This is a genomic window from Streptomyces sp. NPDC059917, assembly GCF_042730635.1.
GTDB lineage: Bacteria > Actinomycetota > Actinomycetes > Streptomycetales > Streptomycetaceae > Streptomyces.
The window spans coordinates 39,844-60,321 of sequence record NZ_JBHWLC010000055.1 but is presented as its reverse complement, the minus strand read 5'-3'; the positions used below and the strand labels follow the sequence as shown (position 1 = coordinate 60,321).

Here is a 20,478-nt window from a genome sequence, read left to right as displayed (position 1 = left end):
CCCCGGACCCCGCGCGGGGTCCGGGGCGCCGTAGTGCGGCCGCTACGCGTGCTGGGCGGCGGCCATCGCGATGCCGACGAAGTGGGTGACGAAGGCGACCAGGGTCAGCGAGTGGAAGACCTCGTGGAAGCCGAAGTAGCGGACGGAGGGGTTGGGGCGCTTCATCCCGTAGATGACCCCGCCCACGCTGTAGAGGAGTCCGCCGACGATCACCAGCACCAGGACCGCGATCCCGCCCGTGCGCATGAAGTCGGGGAGGAAGAAGACGGCCGCCCAGCCCATGGCGATGTAGCAGGGCGTGTAGAGCCAGCGCGGGGCGCCGACCCAGAAGACCCGGAAGGCGATCCCGGCCGCGGCGGCGATCCAGACCGCCCACAGGAGCGTCCGTCCGGTGGAGGCCGGGAGCAGGAGCACCGTCAGCGGGGTATAGGTCCCTGCGATGATCAGAAAAATGTTGGCGTGGTCGAGGCGGCGCAGGATCGCTTCGCCGCGCGGTCCCCAGGTGCCCCTGTGGTAGACCGCGCTGACACCGAAGAGCAGGCATGCCGTGAGGACGTAGATCCCGCAGGCGACCCGGGCCTTCGTGGAGTCCGTGAACGTCATGAGCGCCAGACCCGCGACCACCACGGCGGGGAACATCCCGGTGTGGAGCCAGCCGCGCATCAGCGGCTTGATCTCCGGCTCGGCCCCGGCTTCGACCTGCGGTCCGGCCAGGGGGGCGGCCACGGCGGCGGCGTCAGAAGTCATGGTCCTCATGCTACCTACGGGTGCGTAGGTTTCGGTTAGTGCGCTTTGCCGAAGATTGACACGAGTGGTGATGCTCACGTGAGAGGCCCCCTGGACATATGCGCACATGCACCCGATGATCAGATGAGTGCGGTCGGCACCGGATGAGCGGAGCGCGAAGCGTCCGGGTCGCAGCCCCCACGGGGCAAACACCAAACAAACCCCTCAACAAGGAGCAATCGTGGCGCGCGACAACGCGGCTCCCACCACCCACCCGACGGTCCTCCCCACTGATCACGCCGAACTGATCGCCTGGGTCGACGAGATCGCGGCGATCACCGAGCCGGACCGGATCGTCTGGTGCGACGGCTCCGAGGCCGAGTACGAGCGCCTGTGCGAGGAGCTCGTGGCCCAGGGCACGTTCAAGAAGCTGGACCCGGCCAAGCGCCCGAACTCGTACTACGCCGCCTCCGACCCCACCGACGTCGCGCGCGTCGAGGACCGGACCTTCATCTGCTCCGAGAAGGCCGAGGACGCGGGCCCCACGAACCACTGGAAGGCTCCTTCGGAAATGAAGGAGATCTTCGCGGGGGAGAAGGGGATCTTCCGCGGCGCCATGAAGGGCCGGACGATGTACGTCGTCCCCTTCTGCATGGGCCCGCTCGGCTCCGAGCTGTCCGCGATCGGCGTCGAGATCACCGACTCCGCCTACGTCGCCGTCGCCATGCGCACCATGACCCGCATGGGAGCCCCCGTCCTCGCCGAGCTGGGCACCGACGGGTTCTTCGTCAAGGCCGTCCACACCCTCGGCGCGCCGCTCGCCGAGGGCCAGGCCGACGTGCCGTGGCCCTGCAACACCACCAAGTACATCTCGCACTTCCCCGAGACCCGCGAGATCTGGTCCTTCGGCTCCGGCTACGGCGGCAACGCCCTGCTCGGCAAGAAGTGCTACGCCCTGCGCATCGCGTCCGTCATGGCCCGCGACGAGGGCTGGCTCGCCGAGCACATGCTGATCCTCAAGCTGACCCCGCCGGCCTCCGCCTCCGGCCGGGACGAGTCGAAGTACATCGCCGCCGCGTTCCCGAGCGCCTGCGGCAAGACCAACCTCGCCATGCTGGAGCCCACGATCCCCGGCTGGACGGTCGAGACGGTCGGCGACGACATCGCCTGGATGCGCTTCGGCGCCGACGGCCGCCTCTACGCGATCAACCCCGAGGCCGGCTTCTTCGGCGTCGCCCCCGGCACCGGTGAGCACACCAACGCCAACGCCATGAAGACGATGTACGCGAACACCGTCTTCACGAACGTCGCGCTCACCCCGGACGGCTCCGACGTGTGGTGGGAGGGCATGACCGAAGAGGCGCCCGCGCACCTCATCGACTGGAAGGGCAACGCCTGGACCCCGGAGTCCGAGACCCCGGCGGCCCACCCCAACGCCCGCTTCGCCGTCCCGGCCTCCCAGTGCCCGACGATCGCCCCCGAGTGGGAGGACCCCAAGGGCGTCCCGATCTCCGCGATCCTCTTCGGCGGCCGCCGTGCCTCCGCCGTGCCGCTGGTCACCGAGTCCTTCGACTGGAACCACGGCGTCTTCATCGGCTCGAACATCGCCTCCGAGAAGACCGCCGCCGCCGAGGGCAAGGTCGGCGAGCTGCGCCGCGACCCCTTCGCCATGCTGCCGTTCTGCGGCTACAACATGGGCGACTACATGGGTCACTGGATCAAGGTCGGCGCCGACAAGGACCAGTCGAAGCTCCCGAAGATCTACTACGTGAACTGGTTCCGCAAGAACGACGCGGGCAAGTTCGTGTGGCCCGGCTTCGGCGAGAACAGCCGCGTCCTGAAGTGGATCGTGGAGCGCCTCGACGGCACCGCCGAGGGCGTCGAGACCCCGATCGGCATCCTGCCGACCGTGGCCTCCCTCGACACCGACGGCCTGGACCTGCCGGCCGAGGACCTCGACTTCCTGCTCACCGTCGACAAGGAGATCTGGCGCGACGAGGCCGCACTGGTCCCCGAGCACCTGAACACCTACGGCGACCACACTCCCAAGGAGCTGTGGGACCAGTACCACGCACTGGTCGAGCGCCTCGGCTAGTCACCCCGGCCACTGCGTGGCCCACACCGGCCACCTCGTGGCCCCCAGAACCGCGGCCGGCTGTCCCCGGCCGAGGACCGACGCGGGATGTCCCGACTAGGATTCCCTGCGACCTTCCAAATAGGTCGTGTGCGTCTGCTGACGGCGGGCCTCCGTTTCCCGGAGGCTCGCCGTCATGCGTTCCGCCTCGTCGTGGAGCGCCGACAACTGCCGCTCCAGGTGCCGTTCCGGCGGATCGCCGCCCGGCGTGAGCCGGGTCCACCAGCGGGTGCGGTTGTAGCCGTCCACGCACTCCGGCACGTCCTGCCGGATCCCCCGGGACAGTGCGTGCACCGTCTCCGGGTCACCGGCCAGGACGTCCGCGACCCAGCCCGGGTCGAGCATCGCCCCGTACAGCTCCATCAGCTCGGTCAGCCGCCCCCCGGCGGCCGGCGTCAGCTCCACCTCCGCCAGGTACTCCCGCAGCCGCCGGAAGTCCTCGCGCAGCGCGCCCAGTTCCTCGGTCGCGTCCGGGACCGGCGGGAGCGCGGCGCGCTCCGGCGGGGCGATCAGCGCGCCCGCGCCGTACAGCCCCGCGACCACCAGCGGCCAGAACGTCCCGGCCACCCCCGTCACGGTCAGGACCAGCCCGGCCACGCCCCCCGCGCAGCCCGCCAGGTTCTTCTTCGACTCCAGGTAGCCGAGGACCCGGGCCCCGGCCCCGCCGCCGTTCCTACTGGTAGCCACGGATCTCCTCGAAGGCGCCGTCCAGCGAACCGTTCCCCTCGGTCGCGTCGAAGAGCCGCCCGCCGGTCAGCTCCGTGATGCGGGAGAGCTCCTTGCGGGAGGAGTCGCCGAAGAGCACGGCGAAGACCGGCGTGTGCTTCTGGGCGTCCGGCAGGCCCGCGTAGAAGGACTCGAACTCCTTCGCGCTGTCCCCGCTCTCCCCGTCCGTCATCAGCACGATCGAGGTGAAGGCGTCCGCGTTGCCCTTCCCCAGGTGCTGGTAGGCGGCCTTGAGGCTGCCGTAGACCGCCGTGCCCCCGTTCGCGTCCAGGGAGCGCACGTCCCCGCGGATGGCGTCCAGGGCGCTGCCCGGGTTGCCCGGTTCGACGACGTGCGTCAGGACCTTCTTCACCTCGTCCCCGAAGGGCAGCAGCGTCACCTCCTCGCGGTCGCGGAAGCGCTGCCCGGTCCCCGAACTCCCCGTGCCCGTCAGCTCGGTGAGCGCGGCTTTCAGCCGCTTGATCCGGTCCCCGGACATCGAGCCGGAGGTGTCCAGGACGTACACGGTCCGCGAGGGGCGGCGCAGTACGTTCTCGTACGAGCCCAGCAGCCCGTCCGCGACCGCGAGGCTGCCCGGGAACGGCAGCTCGCGCCGCTTGTCCGTGGCCAGGCCCGCCGCGGGCGCCACCGCCGCGGCCACCGGGCGGCGGAAGGTCCGCTCGGTGATCTCCTTCTGCGCCGCGTCGCCGCGCAGGTACTCGGTCAGTGCCCGGCCGGACTCGCGGGCCCCGGCCGGGGCCGAGGTGAGCAGGGTCAGCGGGTAGCCGGCGGTGACCACCCCGTCGCGCGGGCGGATCACCGTCAGCCCGGCCCCGTCGTCCCGGTTCATGGACAGCAGCACCGACTCGTAGTTCACGAGGGCGTCCACGTCCCCGCGCTTGGCGTAGGCGCCGGCGAGCCAGCCCGAGGACCCGGACGTCAGCTTCTGGCCGGTGAAGAACTCCTTGAGCTGCGGGGTGGCCTTGGCCACGTCCGCCCCGGTGAGCGCGGCCTGTGCCCCGGAGAGGCCGGAGGCGACCGAGACCAGCGCGGCGAAGCCGGAGTTGGAGCGCACGGGGTCGGTCATCCCGTACGACAGCTTCCCGGCGGCCACCGCCTGGTGCACGGCGGACCAGGTGACCTCCTCCGGCTTCCAGCCGAGCCGGGCCATCGCGGCGGGCCGCACCCCCAGCGCGACCGGCGAGGACATCACCGGCGTCTCGGAGCTGAGCTTGTCCGCCGCCCCGGGACGCAGCCGCAGGTAGTCGTTGGAGGAGAGCCAGATCGCGTCGTACTTCCCGTCGGCCTTGCCGGAGGCGACCTGCTCGGCCGCGTCCAGGGTGCCCGACCAGGTCAGTTCGACGGTGACCCCCGTGGCCTTCTTCGCCTGTTCCAGGACCGGACCCAGGTCCGCCAGCTCGCTGGAGGCCAGCACCCGCAGCGTGCCCTCCTTGTACGCGCTCCCCTTCGGCCGGTCGGGCCCGTCGGAGCCGTCCGAGGAGCAGGCGGTGGCGCCGAGCAGGGCGGCGGCCAGGGCCACGGCGGCCGCGAGGCGCCTGCGGAGCACGGCGCCGCGGCGGCTCATCGCGCGCCGCCTTCGAGCGCGCCCGTGGCCCGGGTGCGCTCCAGGTAGCCGGACGCGGCCCGGAGCTCGCCGGTCAGGGACTCGATGGTGGCGGCCATGTTCTCGGTGGCCGCCACCTTGAAGCTGTCGATGGTGTCGAGGGTCTGGTAGATCTGCGCGAACGCCGTGCGCAGGGTCTCCGCCCCCACGGCCGGATCGGAGGCGATCCGCTGGATCTCGCCGCTCTGCGTGGACAGCATCTGCGCGTTCCCGCGGATCAGCTCCTCGGTGGTGTCGCGCAGGGTGGTGACCTGCTCGAGCACCTTGCGCTGGCTGTCGAGCGCGGAGGCCAGCATGACGGCGATCCGCAGCGCCGAGACCGTGGTGGTCGCGGCCCGGTCGACGCCCTTGACCAGCTCGTCGTTGGTGCGCCGCACCACGTCCATCGCCAGGTAGCCCTGCGCGCAGACGGCGAGCTGGGTCAGCAGGTCCTGGTGCTTCTGCCGGACGGGGAAGAGGACGTCCGCGCGCAGCGCGTCCGCCTGCGCGGGGTCGGTCCGCTCGGTCTCGGCGATCCGCTGCCCGATCGCCCCGTCGAGGGCGTCGGTCAGCACGACGTACTCCTGGAGCTTGCCCATCGTCTCCCACAGCCGGGCCCGCTCGGTGTGCAGCGCGGCGTTGTCGCGGCGCAGCTCGTCCTGGCCGCCGCGCAGCGCGCCGACGATCCGGTTGAGGGTGGCCTGCGAGGAGGCGTACTTCGCCACGTGGTCGCGGAACCTGTTGCCGCCCGGGAGCTTGGCCAGGAGGCGGCGGGCGCCCTTGGCCGGGGTGTCGCGCGGGTCCAGGTCCTCGACGGTGCGCCGCAGCTCGACCAGCGAGCCGGCGACCCGGGCCTGCGCGTCCCCGCCCTCGGTGCTCAGCGAGCGCACGGCCCGGTCCAGCATCCGGTTGGACTGCTGGGAGGCGCCCCGGATGTCGGCGGCGCCGAGCCCGGCGATCTCGCCGATGCGCTGCGCGAACTCGGGGGAGCGGGCGTCGAGTCCGGCGAGCGAACCGACGTACTCCCCGGCCCGGCGGGCCATCTCGTCGCGGACCCCGTCCTGCAGCGGCACCAGGCCCGCGGCCTGTTCCGTGCGGATCGCGGCGACCGGTTCGGGGGCGGTCAGGACCAGCGGACCGTCCCCGGAGGATCCGGGCCCCTCGGGAGGTGTCAGTGTCATGGCGTGTCCCCCTGCGCCTTGGCGCGCGCCGCGAGCGTCATCAGGATCTTGACGGTGGGCGTGTTCACCTGGCGGATTCCGGTGAGCTTCTGGTTGAGGTAATCGGTGTGCGGGGCGGTGGCCGCGGTGAACTCGGCCAGTCCGTCCTGCGGGCGCAGCCCGTGCTTGACGGCCAGTTGGCGCAGGGTCGGATCGCTGGCCAGCAGTGCGCCGAGGTCCTTGGCCCTGTCGTTCAGCGGCACGAAGGTGTGCGCGGAGTTGACGGTGGTGTCCGGGTAGAGGACCACCACGCCGTCGAGGTCGGCCGGCTGCTTCTGCAGCAGCAGCGCGGCCACCTGGGACTCGTACACCAGGATGAGCGGATCGCCGGCGCCGCTGATGAAGGCGCGGAAGGGGTCGTCGGTGGAGGGCGCCAACGCGCCCTGTACGGCGATCAGCTTGCGCAGCAGCGGTGCGGTGCGGTCGACGCCCGCGTCGTCGGAGACGACGGCGGCGTTGTTGGCGACGTTGGAGGCCGCGGCGAGGAAGAGGGCGCCGGAGTTGGACGAGGCGGGGTCGGTGGTCCTGATGAACACCGTCCCGCTGAGCGCGGCGTCGGCGGCGGATCCGGGCAGCTGCTGCCAGGTGCGGTCCTCGGCGGCGGCCTTGAGGTAGGGACCCATGAGCAGGGTGCCGGTGTGCTTGCCGGTCATCGTCACGAGCTTGTTGCCGGCGAGCACCTCGGCGGCGCTCGCACGGGCCACGACGACGAGCGGCGAGTAGAAGGGACGGGTGGTCTGCGCGCCCTGGAGCTTGGCCTTGGCCTCGATCTCGCGGGCGGGCTCGCTGCTGCTGGGGAAGGCGAAGTCGTACTGGTCCAGGGGCAGTTTGTCCATCGCCCAGGACCCGGAGGTCTCCGTCTTGAGGGTGTAGCCCTTGGCGGACAGGGCCTTCACCACGTCGGGATCGGCGAAGAACTCGGCCTTCTCCGAACCGATGACTCCCCGCACGGTCTTCGTTGCCGTGCGCTCTGTGCCCCGGTCTCCTTGGCCCACCAGGACGACGGCTATGACGCCGCCGATCAGGAGGGCCGCCAGGGCGATTCCGAAGATGCGTCTCACGAGGGCAGCGTGCTCACGGAAACCCACATTCCGCGCGCGGTTGAGTGAACGTCAGGTGAGCAGGTGGTCCCACTTCGACCGCGGGTGAATCATCGGTGCATGAAGCGGGGGCTCGGGCAAGGACGCAAGGGCATGAGGCGACCATGAAGCAAGTGAGCGGGTGGCTGGCGGCGCTGGTGATGGTGGCCGCGGGGATGGTCTTCGTCCCCTTCGGCCTGTACGTGTGGGCGAGCAGCGGGCCCGGGCCGTCCGGGGCGGCGGCGCGGCCGGTGGCCGAGGACGTGGCGGTGACGGGCTGCCGAATCGATCCGGCAAGCCATCGGGTGCTGGCCCGGGTCGAGGTGGTGAGCCGCACGGCGCGGTCGGGCTCCTACGCCGTGACCGTCGAGTTCCGTCGCGGCACGGTGGGCGCCGCGGGTGCTGCGGGCGCCGCGGGTGCTGCCGAGGCGGACGACGTACCGGTGCGGTCCCTGGTGAAGGTCGCCGCCGCGGGACCGGGTGAGGTCGGCCGGGGCGAGGCGGTCGGTCCGGCCTGGCCCGTCGGCGTGGTGCCCTGGTGCGGGGTGGCGGGGGTGGAGCTGGTCGCGCCGGGCGGCTGAGCCGAGGGCGCGCAGGACGCGCGGGGCGCGGGGGAGGAGCATGGCACCCGGTCCGAGGCCTCCGCGGCCCCGGACCGGGGCCGTCTAGAGGGCGCCTGCCGGGTCGACGGCGGCGGAGTGCGCGTCCATGCGCTCGGCGGCGAGGATCGCGACGGCGGTGTCGGCGCGCGAGGCGGCGACGAGGAGCGCGCGGGCGGCGAGGTCGTGGGCGCGCTGGTGCAGGGCGCCGCGATCGGCGTCCCCGGCGGCGGCGGGCCTGCCCTTGATCCGTGCGGGCACGCGCCCGCGCAGCCGGGCGACCTGGCCGGAGATCTGCTCGGCGGCCTCGTCCAGACCCAGCTCGTCGGTGACGGCGAGGAGGGCGGCCAGGTGTCCGGCGAGCTGGGTGTCCAGCGCTTCGCCACGGCTGCTGTGCGGGTAGTCGGCGCGGCCGCCGCCCATGCGGTGGACCGACTTGGTGCGGATCGGCTCGTACACGAGGGGGCCTCCTGCGGGGTCAGGAGACCATCCTACATTGGATCCGGTCTAAAGTTGAGCTGAATCCGGCTGTGGCTGCCGGTCGGTGCTAATGCTGGCTGTAACCGTCCAGGAAGCTGCCGATCCGGGTCACCGCGTCGGCCAGGTCCTTGGCGCTCGGCAGGGTGACGATCCGGAAGTGATCGGGCTCGGGCCAGTTGAAGCCCGTACCGTGCACGACCATGATCTTCTCGGCCCGCAGCAGGTCGAGGACCATCTGGCGGTCGTCCTTGATCTTGTAGACCGAGGGGTCCAGCTTCGGGAAGAGGTACAGCGCGCCCTTGGGCTTCACGCAGGTGATCCCCGGGATCTGCGTGAGCAGGTCGTAGGCCGTGTCGCGCTGCTCCAGCAGTCGGCCGCCCGGCAGCACCAGGTCCACGATCGACTGGCGGCCGCCGAGGGCCGTGGCCACGGCGTGCTGCGAGGGCATGTTCGCGCACAGTCGCATGTTGGCCAGGATCGTCAGGCCCTCGATGTAGGACGAGGCGTGCTGCTTGGGGCCGCAGACGGCCATCCAGCCGGAGCGGTAACCGGCGACGCGGTAGTTCTTGGAGAGCCCGTTGAAGGTCAGGGTCAGCAGGTCCGGCGCGATGGCGGCGGTCGGCGTGTGGGTGGCCCCGTCGAAGAGGATCCGGTCGTAGATCTCGTCGGAGCAGACCACGAGGTTGTGGCGGCGGGCGATGTCGGTGAGCCCGCGCAGCATCTCGTCGTCGTAGACCGCGCCGGTCGGGTTGTTCGGGTTGATGATCACGAGCGCGCGGGTGCGGTCGGTGATCTTCCGCTCGATGTCGGCCAGGTCCGGCATCCAGTCCGACTGCTCGTCGCAGCGGTAGTGGACGGCGGTGCCGCCGGCCAGCGAGACGGAGGCGGTCCACAGCGGGTAGTCGGGCGCCGGGACGAGCACCTCGTCGCCGTCGTCCAGCAGCGCCTGCATGGACATCTGGATCAGCTCGGAGACCCCGTTGCCGATGTAGATGTCCTCGACGTCCAGGTCGATGCCCTTGGTCTGGTAGTGCTGCATCACCGCGCGGCGCGCGGACAGCAGCCCCTTCGCGTCCCCGTAGCCGTGGGCCGTGCCCAGGTTGCGGAGCATGTCCTCGAGGATCTCGGGCGGGCACTCGAAGCCGAAGGCCGCCGGGTTGCCCGTGTTGAGCTTGAGGATGCGATGACCTGCTGCTTCGAGCCGCATGGCCTCTTCGAGCACGGGCCCGCGGATCTCGTAGCAGACATTGGCGAGTTTCGTTGACTGGATCACCTGCATGGCGGGAGCTTACGGGGCCGGGCGCCCCGGCGCTGCGGGATTCGGCCCGCCGGGTGAAGGGCGAAATGCCCTGGTTCGCGGAATGGGCGGGGTGGGGGTGGGCCGCGCCCTTGGAAACGTGGGTGCGCCCGCGTTCCGGCCTGCGGAATGGCGCGGGGCCGGGTCCAGGACGCGGACCGGTGTTGCGCTCGTCACGCCGCTGCGCATAGGTGATCACCTGGTGAGGTGATCACCTGAACGGAGAGGGGGTTGCGGGATGGCCGGAACGAGGGAGCGGGCGCCCGGGAACGCGCCGGGGCCGGACTCGGTGCTGCGCTTCGCGACGGAGCTGTGCGCGTGGGTGGCCGCGCCCTGGGCGCTGGCCGGATGGTCGGTGTGGGCCGCCGTGGCGGGCGTCGTGCTGCTGATCGGCCTGCCGACCGTGTTCGCGACCCCGGGCGACAAGGCCCAGGTGATCGTCCCGGTCCCGGGCGCGGTCACGGTGGCCCTGGTGCTGCTGCAACTGGTGGCCGCCGTGGTCGCCTCCTGGGCGGCCTGGCCGGTGTGGGCCGCGATCGCGGTGAGCGCCCTGGCCGCGGCCTGTCTGGTGACGGAACGGGGCCGCTGGCGGCGCCTGCTGACGGTGTGACGCGCTGCGGGACTTTCAGGCGGTGCGGCGGAGGACGGCGTACGTCGTCTGCATGAAGCCCGCGTCCAGGACCTTTGCGGCGGTCAGCTGGAGGTCGATGTCCCGGTCCAGGGCGCCGAAGAGGGGCAGGCCCTCGCCGATCAGGACCGGGGCGGTGGTGATGATCAGCTCGTCCAGGAGGCCCTCCCGCAGGAAGGTCTGGATGGTCCTGCCGCCGTCGACGTACACCGCGCGCGCCCCGTGCACGGTCAGCCCGGCCAGCAGCTCCGCCGGTGAGCGGTGGACGGTGACGCGCGGGTCGTCGGTGGTCAGCCCGGTGCTGAGGACCACGACCCGCTTGCCCGCGTAGGGCCAGAAGCCGAAGGTGAGGACCTTCTCGTACGTGCGGCGGCCCAGGGCGACGGTGTCGATCCCGGCGAGGAACTCCAGGTAGCCCGTCTCCCCGGCCTGCGCGCCCCGCATGGTGAGCCACTCGATGTCGCCGTCGGGGCGGGCGATGAAGCCGTCGAGGCTGACCCCGATGGTCGCGGCGGTCCGGAACGGCCGGTCGGCGGGGGCGGTCCGCTCGGCGGGGTCGATCCGGTAGCCGGTGGGGTCGCCGGCGCCGTCGGCGTCGCTCATGAGGGGGTGCTCCCGGAGTGGAGGAACGATTGTTCGATCATTGAAGCATGTCGTCGACGGCTGTCGGTGGCCCCTGGCAGCATGGCCTGATGCAGCCGTTGAGGATCATCAAGGGGGACGCCACCAGCCCGCAGGCGAAGGGGCCGAAGATCGTCGCCCACGTGTGCAACGACCTGGGCGGCTGGGGCAAGGGGTTCGTCCTGGCCGTCTCGAAGCGCTGGCCGGAGCCCGAGGCCGCGTACCGGGCCTGGCACCGGGGCCGCAGCGGGAACGACTTCGGGCTGGGCGCCGTGCAGCTGGTGCAGGTCCGGGCGGACGTCTGGGTCGCCAACATGGTGGGCCAGCGCGGCATGCGCACCGGCAGCGGCGGCCCGCCCGTCCGCTACGACGCCGTCGGGCGCTGCCTCGCGGCCCTGGCCGAGCACGCCGTCGCCCTGGGCGCCTCCGTCCACATGCCCCGCATCGGCTGCGGGCTCGCGGGCGGTACGTGGACCCGCGTCGAGCCCCTGGTCACGGCCGCGCTGTCCGCCCGTGACGTGGCGGTGACGGTCTACGACTTCGACTGAGCCTCAGCGCTCGATGATCGCCAGCGGGATCTCGCGCGCGGTGCGGGCCTGGTCGTCCTCGAAGGGCGGCCACAGGGCGGTCAGCGCCGGCCAGTAGGCCTCGCGCTCCGCGGCGGTGGCCGGGCGGGCCTTGGCCTGGAAGGGGGCCGGGCCCCGCTGGACGCGGACCTCGGGCTCCGCTTCGAGGTTGCGGTACCAGTCGGGATGGTCCGGGGCGCCGCCGGCCGAAGCGGCGACGATCAGGCGGCCCTCGTCCTCGACGTAGATCAGCGGGGTGCGGGCCGTGCGGCCGCTGACCCGGCCGAGCGTGGTGAGCAGGAGGGTGGGGACGCCGTGCCAGAGGTGCCCGTCGACACCGCCGGTGGCCACGTACGCGCGTACGTGCGCCAGCTCCCGCTCGCCCCGCGGGTCCGCGGGACGGTCCCAGTCTGCGTGGGGATCGTGCATGGGCGGGTCCTGCCCTCCGTGGTGCGGGTGCGTGCCGTTCGGCGCGGATGCGAGCGGATGTGAGGGGCTAACGAGGAGCCGCGGGTTCCGTCACGATGGCCGGTCGCCGGTCGCCGGTCGCCGGTCGCCGGTCGCCGGTCGCCGGTCGCCGGTCGCCGGTCCGCCACCGCGGTCCGGCCGGTGTGCGGGGGCGCCGCCGTCCGCGGCGTGCCCCCGCGGGCGGCGCTCAGGCCAGTTCGGCCCGCTCGATCAGGACCGCCTCGGCCGGCACGTCGCCGTGGCCGCCCGCGCGACCCGTCCTGACGGCGGCGATGGCGTCGACGACCTCCCGGCCCTCGGTGACCGTGCCGAAGACGGCGTAGCCGAAGCCGCCCGGGGTCGGGGCGGTGTGGTCCAGGAAGGCGTTGTCGGCGGTGTTCACGAAGAACTGCGCGGTGGCCGAATGCGGGGCGCTGGTGCGGGCCATGGCGACCGTGTACTTCGTGTTCTTCAGGCCGTTGGCCGCCTCGTTCTCCACCGGCGCCCGGGTGGGCTTCTGGTTCATGTCCGGGGTGAAGCCGCCGCCCTGGTTCATGAAGCCGGGGATGACCCGGTGGAAGATCGTTCCGGCGTAGTGGCCGCTCTCGACGTAGGAGAGGAAGTTCGCCACCGTCGCGGGAGCCCGCTCCTCGTCGAGGTCGATCACGATGGCGCCGAAGTTGGTCGTCAGTTTGACCTGGGGCATGGGGGGTCCGGTCCCTTCTGGGGGCGTGGAGCGTGCGGGAGGGGCGGATCCTGGGTGCGGACCCTGGCGTGGATCCCTGTGTGGATCTTCCTTTTAGCTTCGCAGACCTGGCAATACGTGCCAACGGGCAGGGGTGGCCGAAGCGGTGCGGGTCGCGCGCGGGACCGGAGGAGGGCGTGCGGAAGCCCCGGGGGCGGTGCCCCGGGGCACTGGATCCGAGAGGGACGGCCTAGGGCGTGTTTCGAAAGTCCCGCCTGGCTCGCGACGCCTGGTACCGCGCCTCGCGGCGTTGTCGGAACGCCCGATTACGTCCGGTAGGCGGGCGATCCTCCGCCTTGCGATGCACGGCACCAGACGCCGCGAGCCGCGCCCTTCGGGCGCCCGGCGCTACTTTCGAAACACGCCCTAGGGGAGGTAGCGCTCGATGACCGCCGGACCCTCCTTCTCCATCAGCTCGCGCGCCTTTTCGAGCCGCTCCGGAGTCGGGTCCTGTCCGCGCGCCATCACGAGGTCTTCGGGGTCGTAGGGCCGCTCTCCGCCGGAGAAGAGCTTGGCCGGGCGGCCGGGCTGCTGGTCCGTGTCACTGTCCATCGGTACCTCCTCCACTGCCCCCTGGCCCCATCCTGCGGCGCCCCGCCCTTGAACGCACGTCGGCCGTGCGCGGCGGCCGGGTGCGGCGCGCTAGGCGACGGTCAGCGTCAACAGGGCCCCGGCCGCCACCAGTGCCCCGCAGATGATCAGGTTCACCAGCTTGTGCTCCATGAACACCGCGACGAACTCGCGGATCGTCGCGCTCGGCCAGAAGTACGCCGCCGTCGGCGAGCCGAGCACCTGTCCGTTGACCCGTGCCTTGCGCGCCATCATCGCGGCGCGGAAGGCGTGGAAGTTGTTCGTGACGACCACGCAGCGGTACCCCGGCACGGACTCGGACATGATCCGCTCGCTGAACAGGAGGTTCTCCTCCGTGGTCCGAGAGCGGTCCTCCAGGCGCACGTGCTCGGCCGGCACGCCCTGCGCGATCAGCCAGTCCGCCATCGCCCGGGCCTCGGCGACCTTCTCGTTCGACCCCTTGCCGCCGGAGGCCAGCAGCAGCGGGGCCGGGCCGCCGCGGGCGGTCTGGGCCGCGTGGATCTGCATGCCCTTGCGCAGCCGGGACGCCAGCAGCGGCGGCACCCGGTCCCCGCCGATCAGGCCGGAGCCCAGCATCACCACGAAGTCGACGTCACCGCGCACCGCGATCCGCCCGTAGAGGTAGGCGTAGCCGAGGAAGCAGAGGAAGAGGAAGGAGACGTAGAGCGAGACCAGCAGCACCGTGGCGACGGGGACGGCGAGCGCGTTCGACTCCGTGGCGAGGGCGAGCGCCGTCAGCACCAGCAGCCCGATGATCGCCAGCCCGGCGAGCAGCGACAGGAGGTTGGCCAGCGCGACGCCCTCCTTGCGGGCCATCGTCACGCCGTTGGCGATCAGGAACAGCGCCAGCGCGACCACCCCGAGCGCCGGGACCGCGAGGACCAGCGGGGCCACGAACCGGCCGCTGCCGGCGGGCAGGCGGTCGATCTGGGACAGCACCGCCACCGAGAGGCTGATGCAGGTCAGGCCCAGGTAGACGGCGTTGCGAAAACGCCTCCGGTCCTCGCGGACGCTTATCCAGAAGAGGAGGAGGAACAGGCCGGACACCGCAAAGGCGAACATGTCGCACATCGTAGGCGGCGCGCCCGTGGCGGCCGCGCCTGTGGTCGCGGCCGCCGCCCCGCCCGCGGCCGTCGCCCCACCAGCGGTGGCCGTGCCTCAGAAGAAGGTGCGGACGAACTCGGTGACCGTCCCGTCCGCCGCGACGACCGGGACCAGCTGCCACTTCTCGAAGATCGTGCACGGGTGGGACATGGCCAGCCCCACCAGGTCGCCGACCTCCAGGTCCCCGGCGCCGTCGGTCTCCAGCCAGGCGTGCTGGTCGGAGAGCTTCACCAGGCGCACCCCCGCGGCCGGGCGCTCCACCCCGTCGAGGGCCCCGCGCACCACCTCGGGCACCGGCAGCCCGAGGTCGTACGCCACGTCCCGCTTGCCGGCGTTCAAGAACGCCTGGGTGGGGGAGGGGCGGGAGACGACCTGGGCCCAGAGCCGGAAGGCGGGCAGCAGCCCGCCCTCCTCGGGCACCCGGTTGAAGGGGGTCAGCTTGGTGTACCAGTCGTGGTCGTGGGAGACGTACGCGCCGGAGCGCAGCAGCTTCAGGACCGGCCGGGACAGCGGCGGCAGCTCGGCGAAGGCCTCGGCGACGGCGTCGAACCAGGAGCTGCCGCCCGCGCTCAGCACGATCTCCTCGCCGGGTGCGAGGGCGCCGAAGCGGCCCTCCGCGTCCAGGGCGACGGTGAGGGCGGTCAGGCGGCGCAGCCAGGCGGTGACCTTCGCGGGGTCCGCGCCGGGCACCTCGGCCTCGTAGCCCGCGACGCCGACCAGGCGCAGGGTGGCGGTGCGGGCGACCGCGTCCGCGACGGCGCGGCACTCGTCCTCGGTCCGGGCGCCGGTACGGGCCCCCTCGCCGGCGCCGAGTTCGAGGACGACGTCCACGGGGCGGGTGGCGCCGCTCGGCGCGAGGGCCCGGTCCATCAGCTCGACCCCGCGCACGGAGTCGACGTAGCAGACGAACCGGAACTCCGGGTCGGCCGCCAGCTCGGCGGCGACCCAGCGCAGCGCGGCGGCGTCGACGAGCTGGTTCGCCAGGAAGATCCGCTGGATCCCGAAGGCGCGGTACACGCGGGCCTGGTGGGGCATGGCGGCGGTGATGCCCCAGGCGCCGTGCTCCAGCTGGCGCTCGAAGAGCTGCGGGGACATGCACGTCTTGCCGTGCGGGGCGAAGGCGAGGCCGTGGCGGGCGGTGTAGCGGCCGAGCACGGCGAGGTTGTGTTCGAGGGCGTCGGCGTCCAGGGTCAGGACGGGCGTGGTGAACCCGCCCGTGTGCAGGTCGCGGCGCTGGGCGGCCAGCTCGCCGACGGTGAGGCCGGCGGCCTCGGCGTCCGGGGGCAGGCCCTTGAAGCGGTGGTCGACCGGTTCGTCGGCGAGCCGCGCGACGGCGTTCCCGGGCTTCCCGGCCTCCGTGGCGTCCGGGGTGCGGGCGTCGTCCGCGGCGGGCCGGGCGGCGCGGGCCGCTTCGGCGGGGGCGTGGTCCATGGGTGCCTCCTCGCGTTGCGGTTGATGCAACGGTCGTTGCCGGTTGTGGCTCCCGCTGTCTAACATCCCGGATGACGGCGGGTCAACGCGGCCCGCCCCGCCGCACCCGCCGCGCACGCCGTGCCCGGACCGGGGCGGGGGACGGACGGGGGAGCCGCATGAGCCAGTCGGTCGACCGCGCGCTCGGCATCCTGCCGCTCCTGGCCCGCGGACCGGCGGACCTCGGCGGCGTCGCGCGCGAGCTGGACGTCCACAAGAGCACCGCCCTGCGCCTGCTGCGCACCCTGCACGCGCACGGCCTCGTCTACCGCCAGCCCGACGGCCGCTACCGCCTCGGCGCGCACCTCTTCGCCCTCGCCGCCGAGGCCGTCGAGAACCTCGACGTGCGCGAGATCGCCCACCCCCACCTCGTCGAACTCGGCGCCCGCACCGGGCACACCGTGCACCTGGCGGTCCACCAGGACGACGAGGTCGTGTACATCGACAAGGTGGACAGCCGCTACCCGGTGCGCATGTACTCGCGCATCGGCAAGCCGGTCCCGCTGACCGTCGCCGCCGTCTCCAAGGTGCTGCTCGCCGACCTGCCGGAGCCGGAGCGCCGCGCACTGGCGGCGCGCGTCGAGTACCCGCGCTACACGGCCCGCTCGGTCCCGGACGCCGATGCCTTCCTGCGCGAGCTGGACCTCGTACGGGACCAGGGCTGGGCGGCCGACCTCGGCGGCCACGAGGAGTCGATCAACTGCGTGGGGGCGCCGGTGCGCGGGGCGGACGGGCGGGCCGTCGCCGCGATGTCGCTGTCCGCGCCCGGCGTGGTCGTCACCGCGGAGGAACTGCTCGACCTGCTGCCGCTGGTGCGCGCCGGCGCCGAGGCCATCAGCAGGGAGTACGCGGGCTCGGGCCCGCTGCCCGCCGCCCTCTAGGCCGTCTCCTTCGGATCGTGCCCGACGGCCCGCGGTCCCGCCGGACAGGGGCGCTGTCCGGCGGGACCGAGGGGTGCGCGTCACGCGGTGCCGAGCGGTGCTACGCGGTGCAGTACTGCGCGGCCTTGCCGATCGAGCGGTACATGCAGTCCGCGTTCTCCAGGAGTTGGAGCACCGCGTCCTTGTTGCGCGCGGTCTCGCGGTCGATGACCTCGTCGGGCGGGTAGAAGCCGCCGCCGCTGCCGGACTCGCCGGGGTACATCTCGAAGGTGTAGGTGAAGATCTTCTGCGAGCCCCACAGCCAGTCGTCGATCGTCCCGTCCGTGATGTACAGGTCGCTCGACTGCTCGGGGGTGTAGCCGTTGCTCGCGGCCATGCTGGTGCCGATCTTCTTGTAGACCGCGAGGTCGTCCGCCGTCAGGCCCGGGGCGGTGTCGTTGTAGGTCCAGCCGTACGGCCACAGGACCAGCTGGCTGTAGGTGTGGAAGTCGATGGACGCCTTGATCTGCTGCTTGCCGCCGATGACCCGGCTGCGCACGAAGTCCGCGACCACCTTGACCTCGGGCGCCGACTCGGCCGCCGCGCCGCGGTAGGTCTCGGATCCCTTGCTGCTGGAGGAGCCGCCGCAGCAGCCCCACTTGTAGTTCCAGTTGCGGTTCTCGTCGGTGCCGACGGAGGAGGAGCCGGAGTTGGGCTGCCGGTTCTTGCGCCAGGACCGGTAGGAGCCGGAGGCGATGTCGTACTCGCCCCCGTCCGGGTTGAGGTCCGGCACGACCCAGATCTCGCGGTCGTTGACCATGCTGGTGATCCGGGAGTCGGTGCCGTACTTGGACCCGAACTCCTTGAGCAGGTACAGGGCCATCTCGACGGTGAGGTGCTCGCGCGCGTGCTGGTGCGCGGTGAAGAGGACCTCGGGCTCGTTCTCGTCGGTCGCGACGTTGTCGCTGATCTTGATGGCGATGATGTCCCGGCCCTCGTAGGACTTTCCGATGACCTTCTTGCTCATGATCGAGGGATAGGCCGCGAGGTCCTGGTTGATCTCCGCCGTGGCCTCGGCGTAGTTGTGGTACCTGGAGTCGGCCGAGGGGAAGTCGAAGGGGGCGGCGGCGATGCCGGGCATCGAGCGGTCCGGCGGCCCGGCCAGCGCGGTCAGCTCGTAGCCGCGTGCGCGCAGGGCCTTGGCCTGCATCGGGTCGGCGCTGACGACGACGGTGTGGTCGTCCACCTCGTCGATCGACACGCCGGTCGCGAGCAGCGCCGTACGGTCGGCGGCCGAGGAGGGGCCGTGGATGCGGTACTGGACGATCGCCTCGTCCTGGGTCTGGGTGGAGGGGGTGGGCGGTGGCGAGGCCGTGGCCGCGCTCATGCCGTAGGCGGGTGCGCCGAGCGCGAGCGCCAGCAGGGCCGCCGTGACGGCGGCCCTTCGGCGGGCGTGGAGCCGCATGCGTTCTCCTGGGTGGGGAGTGTGGGGGTAGCCGTGCGGACGCGCACAGCGTCCGCCCGTGGCATGTCCAGGTCAAGAGTCGGTATCCGGTCAAGAGCCGGGATCCGGCCACCCCCACAGGTACCCGCTACGGCAGGCCGTGCACGTGCGGACCCACCGCGTTGGACCAAGCGCTACCCGCTTTGGCGTCCCAGTTGGTCGACCAGGTCATCGCGCCGCGCAGCCCCGGGTAGGTCTTGGACGGCTTGAAGGATCCGCAGTTCGTGCCCTTGGCCAGGCAGTCCAGCGCGTTGTTCACGACGGTCGGCGAGACGTAGCCGCTGCCCGCGCCGCTGGGCGAGGCCGGCACGCCCAGGCCCACCTGCGAGGGGGCGAGCCCGCCCTCCAGCTGGATGCAGGCCAGCGCGGTGAGGAAGTCCACCGAGCCCTGGGAGTAGACCTTGCCGTCGCAGCCGAGCATCGCGCCGCTGTTGTAGTACTGCATGTTGACGACGGTGAGGATGTCCTTGACCGCGAGCGCCGTCTTGAAGTAGCCGCCCTGCGTCGACTGCATGTCGATGGTCTGCGGGGCCATGGTGAGGACGAAGGACGAGCCGGCCTTCTGGGCCAGGGAGCGCAGCGCCTGGGTCATGTAGGTCGGGTTGAGACCGTTCTCCAGGTCGATGTCGATCCCGCTGAAGCCGTACTCCTGCATCAGGGCGTAGGCCGAGTTCGCCAGGTTGTTGGCCGAGGCGGAGTCGTTGACCGAGATCGTGCCCTTCTCGCCGCCGATCGAGAGGACGACCGACTTCCCGGCCGCCTTCTTCGCCGCCACGTCCGCCTTGAACTGCGCGACCGTGTAGCCGCCGAGTCCGGCCGAGTCGAGGTTGAAGGAGATGGCGCCGGGCGTGGAGGTGGCGTCGGCGAAGGACACCGCGATGATGTCGTACTGCGCCTGGACGTCGGAGAGCTTCTGGACGGTCGCGCCGTTGTTGAAGTTCTGCCAGTACCCGGTCAGCGCGTGCTTGGGCACGGACGGGTTCGGGCCCGGGTCGCCCCCGCCGCCGGTCGTGGTGCCGCTGACGGGCGCCGAGCGCGGACCCTCGCCCGCCTGGTTGTAGGCGCTCACCTGGAGGGAGTACGTCGTGGACGCGGCCAGGTTCTGGAGCTGGGCCGAGGTGGCCCCGGTGACCGTCTTGACCCGGACGCCGTCCTGGTAGACGTAATAGCCGGTCGCGCCGCTGACCGCGCCCCACGAAAGGGTGAGCGCGTTCTGGCTCTGGCCGGAAACCGCGAGGGCCGCCGGGGCGCCGGGGACCGAGGGCCCCGGATCGGTGCCGCCGCCCCCGTCGGGGCCGAAGACGCTGAAGTCGTCGGCGTAGTAGGCGCTCTGGCCGTACCAGCCGTGCGTCCACACGGTGACCTGGGTGGTGCTGGGGCCCGTGGTGAAGGTGGTGGACAGCTTCTGCCAGCCGGAGCCCGAGCCGGGGGTCCAGGTGGAGACGTCCTGGGTGCCGGTACCGGTCGCGCCGAGGTAGACGTACGAGCCCTGGACCTGCGTGCTCAGCGTGTAGGTCGAGTTCGGCTTGACCGTGACGCTCTGGCTGCACTGGGCGTTGTCCTGGCCCGCCGGGGTGGCTTTGAGGGCGCCGGTCCCGGCGAAGACGGGGGAGGAGACGGCCGCGCCGCTGGAGCCCGTACAGCTCCAGTTGGACAGCCCGGACTCGAAGCCGCCGTTGCGGGCGACGTTCACGTCGGCGGCCTGGGCGGTGCCGGCGGCGAGGGCGGTGAGCCCGGCGGCCGTGAGGGTGGTGGCGCCCAGCAGGGCGAGCGTGCGGATGCGTTTCACGGAGGACTCCGGTGGGGGGAGTGGGACGGCGGGGAGCGGGGAAGGCGGGGGAGAGCGGCGGGGCGGGGCAAGTGGGGTGCCCCGTCGTCGCGTTGGCGGTCGAAGGTGGTAGCCAAGTTGGTCCAGACCAATCTCCATGTCAAGGGTCTTTGCGATGTGGCCGGAATTGGCCAGTCATCGGTTCCTTGTTGTCCCGGTTTCCGGCCACCTGTGACACGTGCCCGCAGCACGGGAATCGGCAAGCCCCTGCCCCGCCAGGGAGGACGCGGATATGGTGCTCGGGCAGGAGGGAAGCGCGTCGGTCGTTTGC

Annotated in this window: 20 protein-coding genes; 5 read left to right on the top strand and 15 right to left on the bottom strand. The window is 72.0% G+C overall.

Features of this window, described 5'->3' with window-relative positions:
• Positions 1 to 42 precede the first annotated feature (42 nt).
• Complete coding sequence (locus ACFWAR_RS27670; protein WP_385782527.1) at positions 43 to 756, bottom strand: hemolysin III family protein; 714 nt, start codon at positions 754 to 756, stop codon at positions 43 to 45.
• Positions 757 to 967: 211 nt separating this feature from the next.
• Here ACFWAR_RS27670 and ACFWAR_RS27665 point away from each other — a divergent pair, with 211 nt between their 5' ends.
• Positions 968 to 2,821: a phosphoenolpyruvate carboxykinase (GTP) gene (locus ACFWAR_RS27665; protein ID WP_385782524.1), complete on the top strand. Its 1,854-nt coding sequence runs from the start codon at positions 968 to 970 to the stop codon at positions 2,819 to 2,821.
• Between the two features lie 96 nt (positions 2,822 to 2,917).
• Here the strand turns inward: ACFWAR_RS27665 and ACFWAR_RS27660 are convergent, their stop codons facing one another.
• Genes ACFWAR_RS27660 through ACFWAR_RS27645 form a run of 4 tightly spaced genes read right to left on the bottom strand, consistent with a single transcriptional unit; the run spans position 2,918 to position 7,449 of the window.
• Entirely contained in the window at positions 2,918 to 3,547 is a 630-nt protein-coding gene (locus tag ACFWAR_RS27660; protein ID WP_385782521.1) for a hypothetical protein, read from the bottom strand.
• On the bottom strand, positions 3,534 to 5,150 hold the full coding sequence (locus tag ACFWAR_RS27655) for a substrate-binding domain-containing protein (RefSeq protein WP_385782518.1): 1,617 nt from the start codon (positions 5,148 to 5,150) through the stop codon (positions 3,534 to 3,536). Before ACFWAR_RS27655 ends, ACFWAR_RS27660 begins: the two co-directional genes overlap by 14 nt.
• Positions 5,147 to 6,349, bottom strand: a complete 1,203-nt coding sequence (locus tag ACFWAR_RS27650; RefSeq protein WP_385782515.1) for a toxic anion resistance protein — start codon at positions 6,347 to 6,349, stop codon at positions 5,147 to 5,149. The genes ACFWAR_RS27655 and ACFWAR_RS27650 overlap by 4 nt, the downstream gene beginning before the upstream one ends.
• On the bottom strand, positions 6,346 to 7,449 hold the full coding sequence (locus ACFWAR_RS27645; protein ID WP_385782512.1) for a hypothetical protein: 1,104 nt from the start codon (positions 7,447 to 7,449) through the stop codon (positions 6,346 to 6,348). The genes ACFWAR_RS27650 and ACFWAR_RS27645 overlap by 4 nt, the downstream gene beginning before the upstream one ends.
• Before the next feature lie 143 nt (positions 7,450 to 7,592).
• On the opposite strand from ACFWAR_RS27645, the gene ACFWAR_RS27640 reads away from it, so the two are divergent.
• The gene (locus ACFWAR_RS27640) at positions 7,593 to 8,048 is read left to right on the top strand and encodes a hypothetical protein (RefSeq protein ID WP_385782510.1); all 456 of its coding nucleotides are present in this window, start codon (positions 7,593 to 7,595) and stop codon (positions 8,046 to 8,048) included.
• Between the two features lie 84 nt (positions 8,049 to 8,132).
• On the opposite strand, the gene ACFWAR_RS27635 is transcribed toward ACFWAR_RS27640, so the two are convergent.
• Positions 8,133 to 8,525: a hypothetical protein gene (locus ACFWAR_RS27635; RefSeq protein WP_385782508.1), complete on the bottom strand. Its 393-nt coding sequence runs from the start codon at positions 8,523 to 8,525 to the stop codon at positions 8,133 to 8,135.
• An 88-nt stretch (positions 8,526 to 8,613) separates the two neighbouring features.
• Positions 8,614 to 9,825, bottom strand: a complete 1,212-nt coding sequence (locus ACFWAR_RS27630) for a pyridoxal phosphate-dependent aminotransferase (protein WP_385782505.1) — start codon at positions 9,823 to 9,825, stop codon at positions 8,614 to 8,616.
• A 256-nt stretch (positions 9,826 to 10,081) separates the two neighbouring features.
• On the opposite strand from ACFWAR_RS27630, the gene ACFWAR_RS27625 reads away from it, so the two are divergent.
• Entirely contained in the window at positions 10,082 to 10,453 is a 372-nt protein-coding gene (locus ACFWAR_RS27625; RefSeq protein ID WP_385782503.1) for a hypothetical protein, read from the top strand.
• A gap of 15 nt (positions 10,454 to 10,468) precedes the next feature.
• Here ACFWAR_RS27625 and ACFWAR_RS27620 read toward each other — a convergent pair whose 3' ends face one another.
• Positions 10,469 to 11,074 (bottom strand): dihydrofolate reductase family protein, encoded by a 606-nt coding sequence (locus tag ACFWAR_RS27620; protein WP_385782501.1) that lies wholly within the window; start codon positions 11,072 to 11,074, stop codon positions 10,469 to 10,471.
• Positions 11,075 to 11,163: 89 nt separating this feature from the next.
• Here ACFWAR_RS27620 and ACFWAR_RS27615 point away from each other — a divergent pair, with 89 nt between their 5' ends.
• Complete coding sequence (locus ACFWAR_RS27615; RefSeq protein WP_385782499.1) at positions 11,164 to 11,640, top strand: macro domain-containing protein; 477 nt, start codon at positions 11,164 to 11,166, stop codon at positions 11,638 to 11,640.
• Between the two features lie 3 nt (positions 11,641 to 11,643).
• On the opposite strand, the gene ACFWAR_RS27610 is transcribed toward ACFWAR_RS27615, so the two are convergent.
• From ACFWAR_RS27610 to ACFWAR_RS27590, 5 genes are all read right to left on the bottom strand, one after another.
• Positions 11,644 to 12,087 (bottom strand): nitroreductase family deazaflavin-dependent oxidoreductase, encoded by a 444-nt coding sequence (locus ACFWAR_RS27610; RefSeq protein ID WP_385782496.1) that lies wholly within the window; start codon positions 12,085 to 12,087, stop codon positions 11,644 to 11,646.
• A gap of 226 nt (positions 12,088 to 12,313) precedes the next feature.
• A complete protein-coding gene (locus ACFWAR_RS27605) occupies positions 12,314 to 12,811 on the bottom strand; it encodes a peptidylprolyl isomerase (RefSeq protein ID WP_385782493.1) in 498 nt (165 codons plus the stop codon).
• A gap of 405 nt (positions 12,812 to 13,216) precedes the next feature.
• Positions 13,217 to 13,402 carry a hypothetical protein gene (locus ACFWAR_RS27600; protein WP_354379713.1) on the bottom strand — a complete coding sequence of 62 codons (186 nt, stop codon included), beginning with the start codon at positions 13,400 to 13,402 and terminating at the stop codon, positions 13,217 to 13,219.
• Positions 13,403 to 13,492: 90 nt separating this feature from the next.
• Positions 13,493 to 14,503, bottom strand: a complete 1,011-nt coding sequence (locus ACFWAR_RS27595; RefSeq protein WP_385782490.1) for a YdcF family protein — start codon at positions 14,501 to 14,503, stop codon at positions 13,493 to 13,495.
• Positions 14,504 to 14,599: 96 nt separating this feature from the next.
• Complete coding sequence (locus tag ACFWAR_RS27590; protein ID WP_385782487.1) at positions 14,600 to 15,976, bottom strand: amino acid deaminase; 1,377 nt, start codon at positions 15,974 to 15,976, stop codon at positions 14,600 to 14,602.
• Between the two features lie 158 nt (positions 15,977 to 16,134).
• Between ACFWAR_RS27590 and ACFWAR_RS27585 the strand changes: the two genes are divergently transcribed.
• Entirely contained in the window at positions 16,135 to 16,896 is a 762-nt protein-coding gene (locus tag ACFWAR_RS27585) for an IclR family transcriptional regulator (RefSeq protein WP_385782485.1), read from the top strand.
• A gap of 100 nt (positions 16,897 to 16,996) precedes the next feature.
• On the opposite strand, the gene ACFWAR_RS27580 is transcribed toward ACFWAR_RS27585, so the two are convergent.
• Together ACFWAR_RS27580 and ACFWAR_RS27575 are read right to left on the bottom strand one after the other, a co-directional pair.
• The gene (locus ACFWAR_RS27580) at positions 16,997 to 18,340 is read right to left on the bottom strand and encodes a M14 family metallopeptidase (RefSeq protein WP_385782482.1); all 1,344 of its coding nucleotides are present in this window, start codon (positions 18,338 to 18,340) and stop codon (positions 16,997 to 16,999) included.
• A gap of 127 nt (positions 18,341 to 18,467) precedes the next feature.
• Positions 18,468 to 20,168 (bottom strand): chitinase, encoded by a 1,701-nt coding sequence (locus ACFWAR_RS27575; RefSeq protein WP_385782479.1) that lies wholly within the window; start codon positions 20,166 to 20,168, stop codon positions 18,468 to 18,470.
• Positions 20,169 to 20,478 lie beyond the last annotated feature (310 nt).

Bases quoted from the DNA above. Each gene is read 5' to 3' on its own strand.
- ACFWAR_RS27610 (WP_385782496.1), bottom strand. From the start codon at position 12,087: ATGCACGATCCCCACGCAGACTGGGACCGTCCCGCGGACCCGCGGGGC.
- ACFWAR_RS27605 (WP_385782493.1), bottom strand. From the start codon at position 12,811: ATGCCCCAGGTCAAACTGACGACCAACTTCGGCGCCATCGTGATCGAC.
- ACFWAR_RS27625 (WP_385782503.1), top strand. From the start codon at position 10,082: ATGGCCGGAACGAGGGAGCGGGCGCCCGGGAACGCGCCGGGGCCGGAC.
- ACFWAR_RS27600 (WP_354379713.1), bottom strand. From the start codon at position 13,402: ATGGACAGTGACACGGACCAGCAGCCCGGCCGCCCGGCCAAGCTCTTC.
- ACFWAR_RS27630 (WP_385782505.1), bottom strand. From the start codon at position 9,825: ATGCAGGTGATCCAGTCAACGAAACTCGCCAATGTCTGCTACGAGATC.
- ACFWAR_RS27650 (WP_385782515.1), bottom strand. From the start codon at position 6,349: ATGACACTGACACCTCCCGAGGGGCCCGGATCCTCCGGGGACGGTCCG.
- ACFWAR_RS27640 (WP_385782510.1), top strand. From the start codon at position 7,593: ATGAAGCAAGTGAGCGGGTGGCTGGCGGCGCTGGTGATGGTGGCCGCG.
- ACFWAR_RS27585 (WP_385782485.1), top strand. From the start codon at position 16,135: ATGAGCCAGTCGGTCGACCGCGCGCTCGGCATCCTGCCGCTCCTGGCC.
- ACFWAR_RS27590 (WP_385782487.1), bottom strand. From the start codon at position 15,976: ATGGACCACGCCCCCGCCGAAGCGGCCCGCGCCGCCCGGCCCGCCGCG.
- ACFWAR_RS27595 (WP_385782490.1), bottom strand. From the start codon at position 14,503: ATGTTCGCCTTTGCGGTGTCCGGCCTGTTCCTCCTCCTCTTCTGGATA.
- ACFWAR_RS27615 (WP_385782499.1), top strand. From the start codon at position 11,164: ATGCAGCCGTTGAGGATCATCAAGGGGGACGCCACCAGCCCGCAGGCG.
- ACFWAR_RS27580 (WP_385782482.1), bottom strand. From the start codon at position 18,340: ATGCGGCTCCACGCCCGCCGAAGGGCCGCCGTCACGGCGGCCCTGCTG.
- ACFWAR_RS27620 (WP_385782501.1), bottom strand. From the start codon at position 11,074: ATGAGCGACGCCGACGGCGCCGGCGACCCCACCGGCTACCGGATCGAC.
- ACFWAR_RS27655 (WP_385782518.1), bottom strand. From the start codon at position 5,150: ATGAGCCGCCGCGGCGCCGTGCTCCGCAGGCGCCTCGCGGCCGCCGTG.
- ACFWAR_RS27670 (WP_385782527.1), bottom strand. From the start codon at position 756: ATGAGGACCATGACTTCTGACGCCGCCGCCGTGGCCGCCCCCCTGGCC.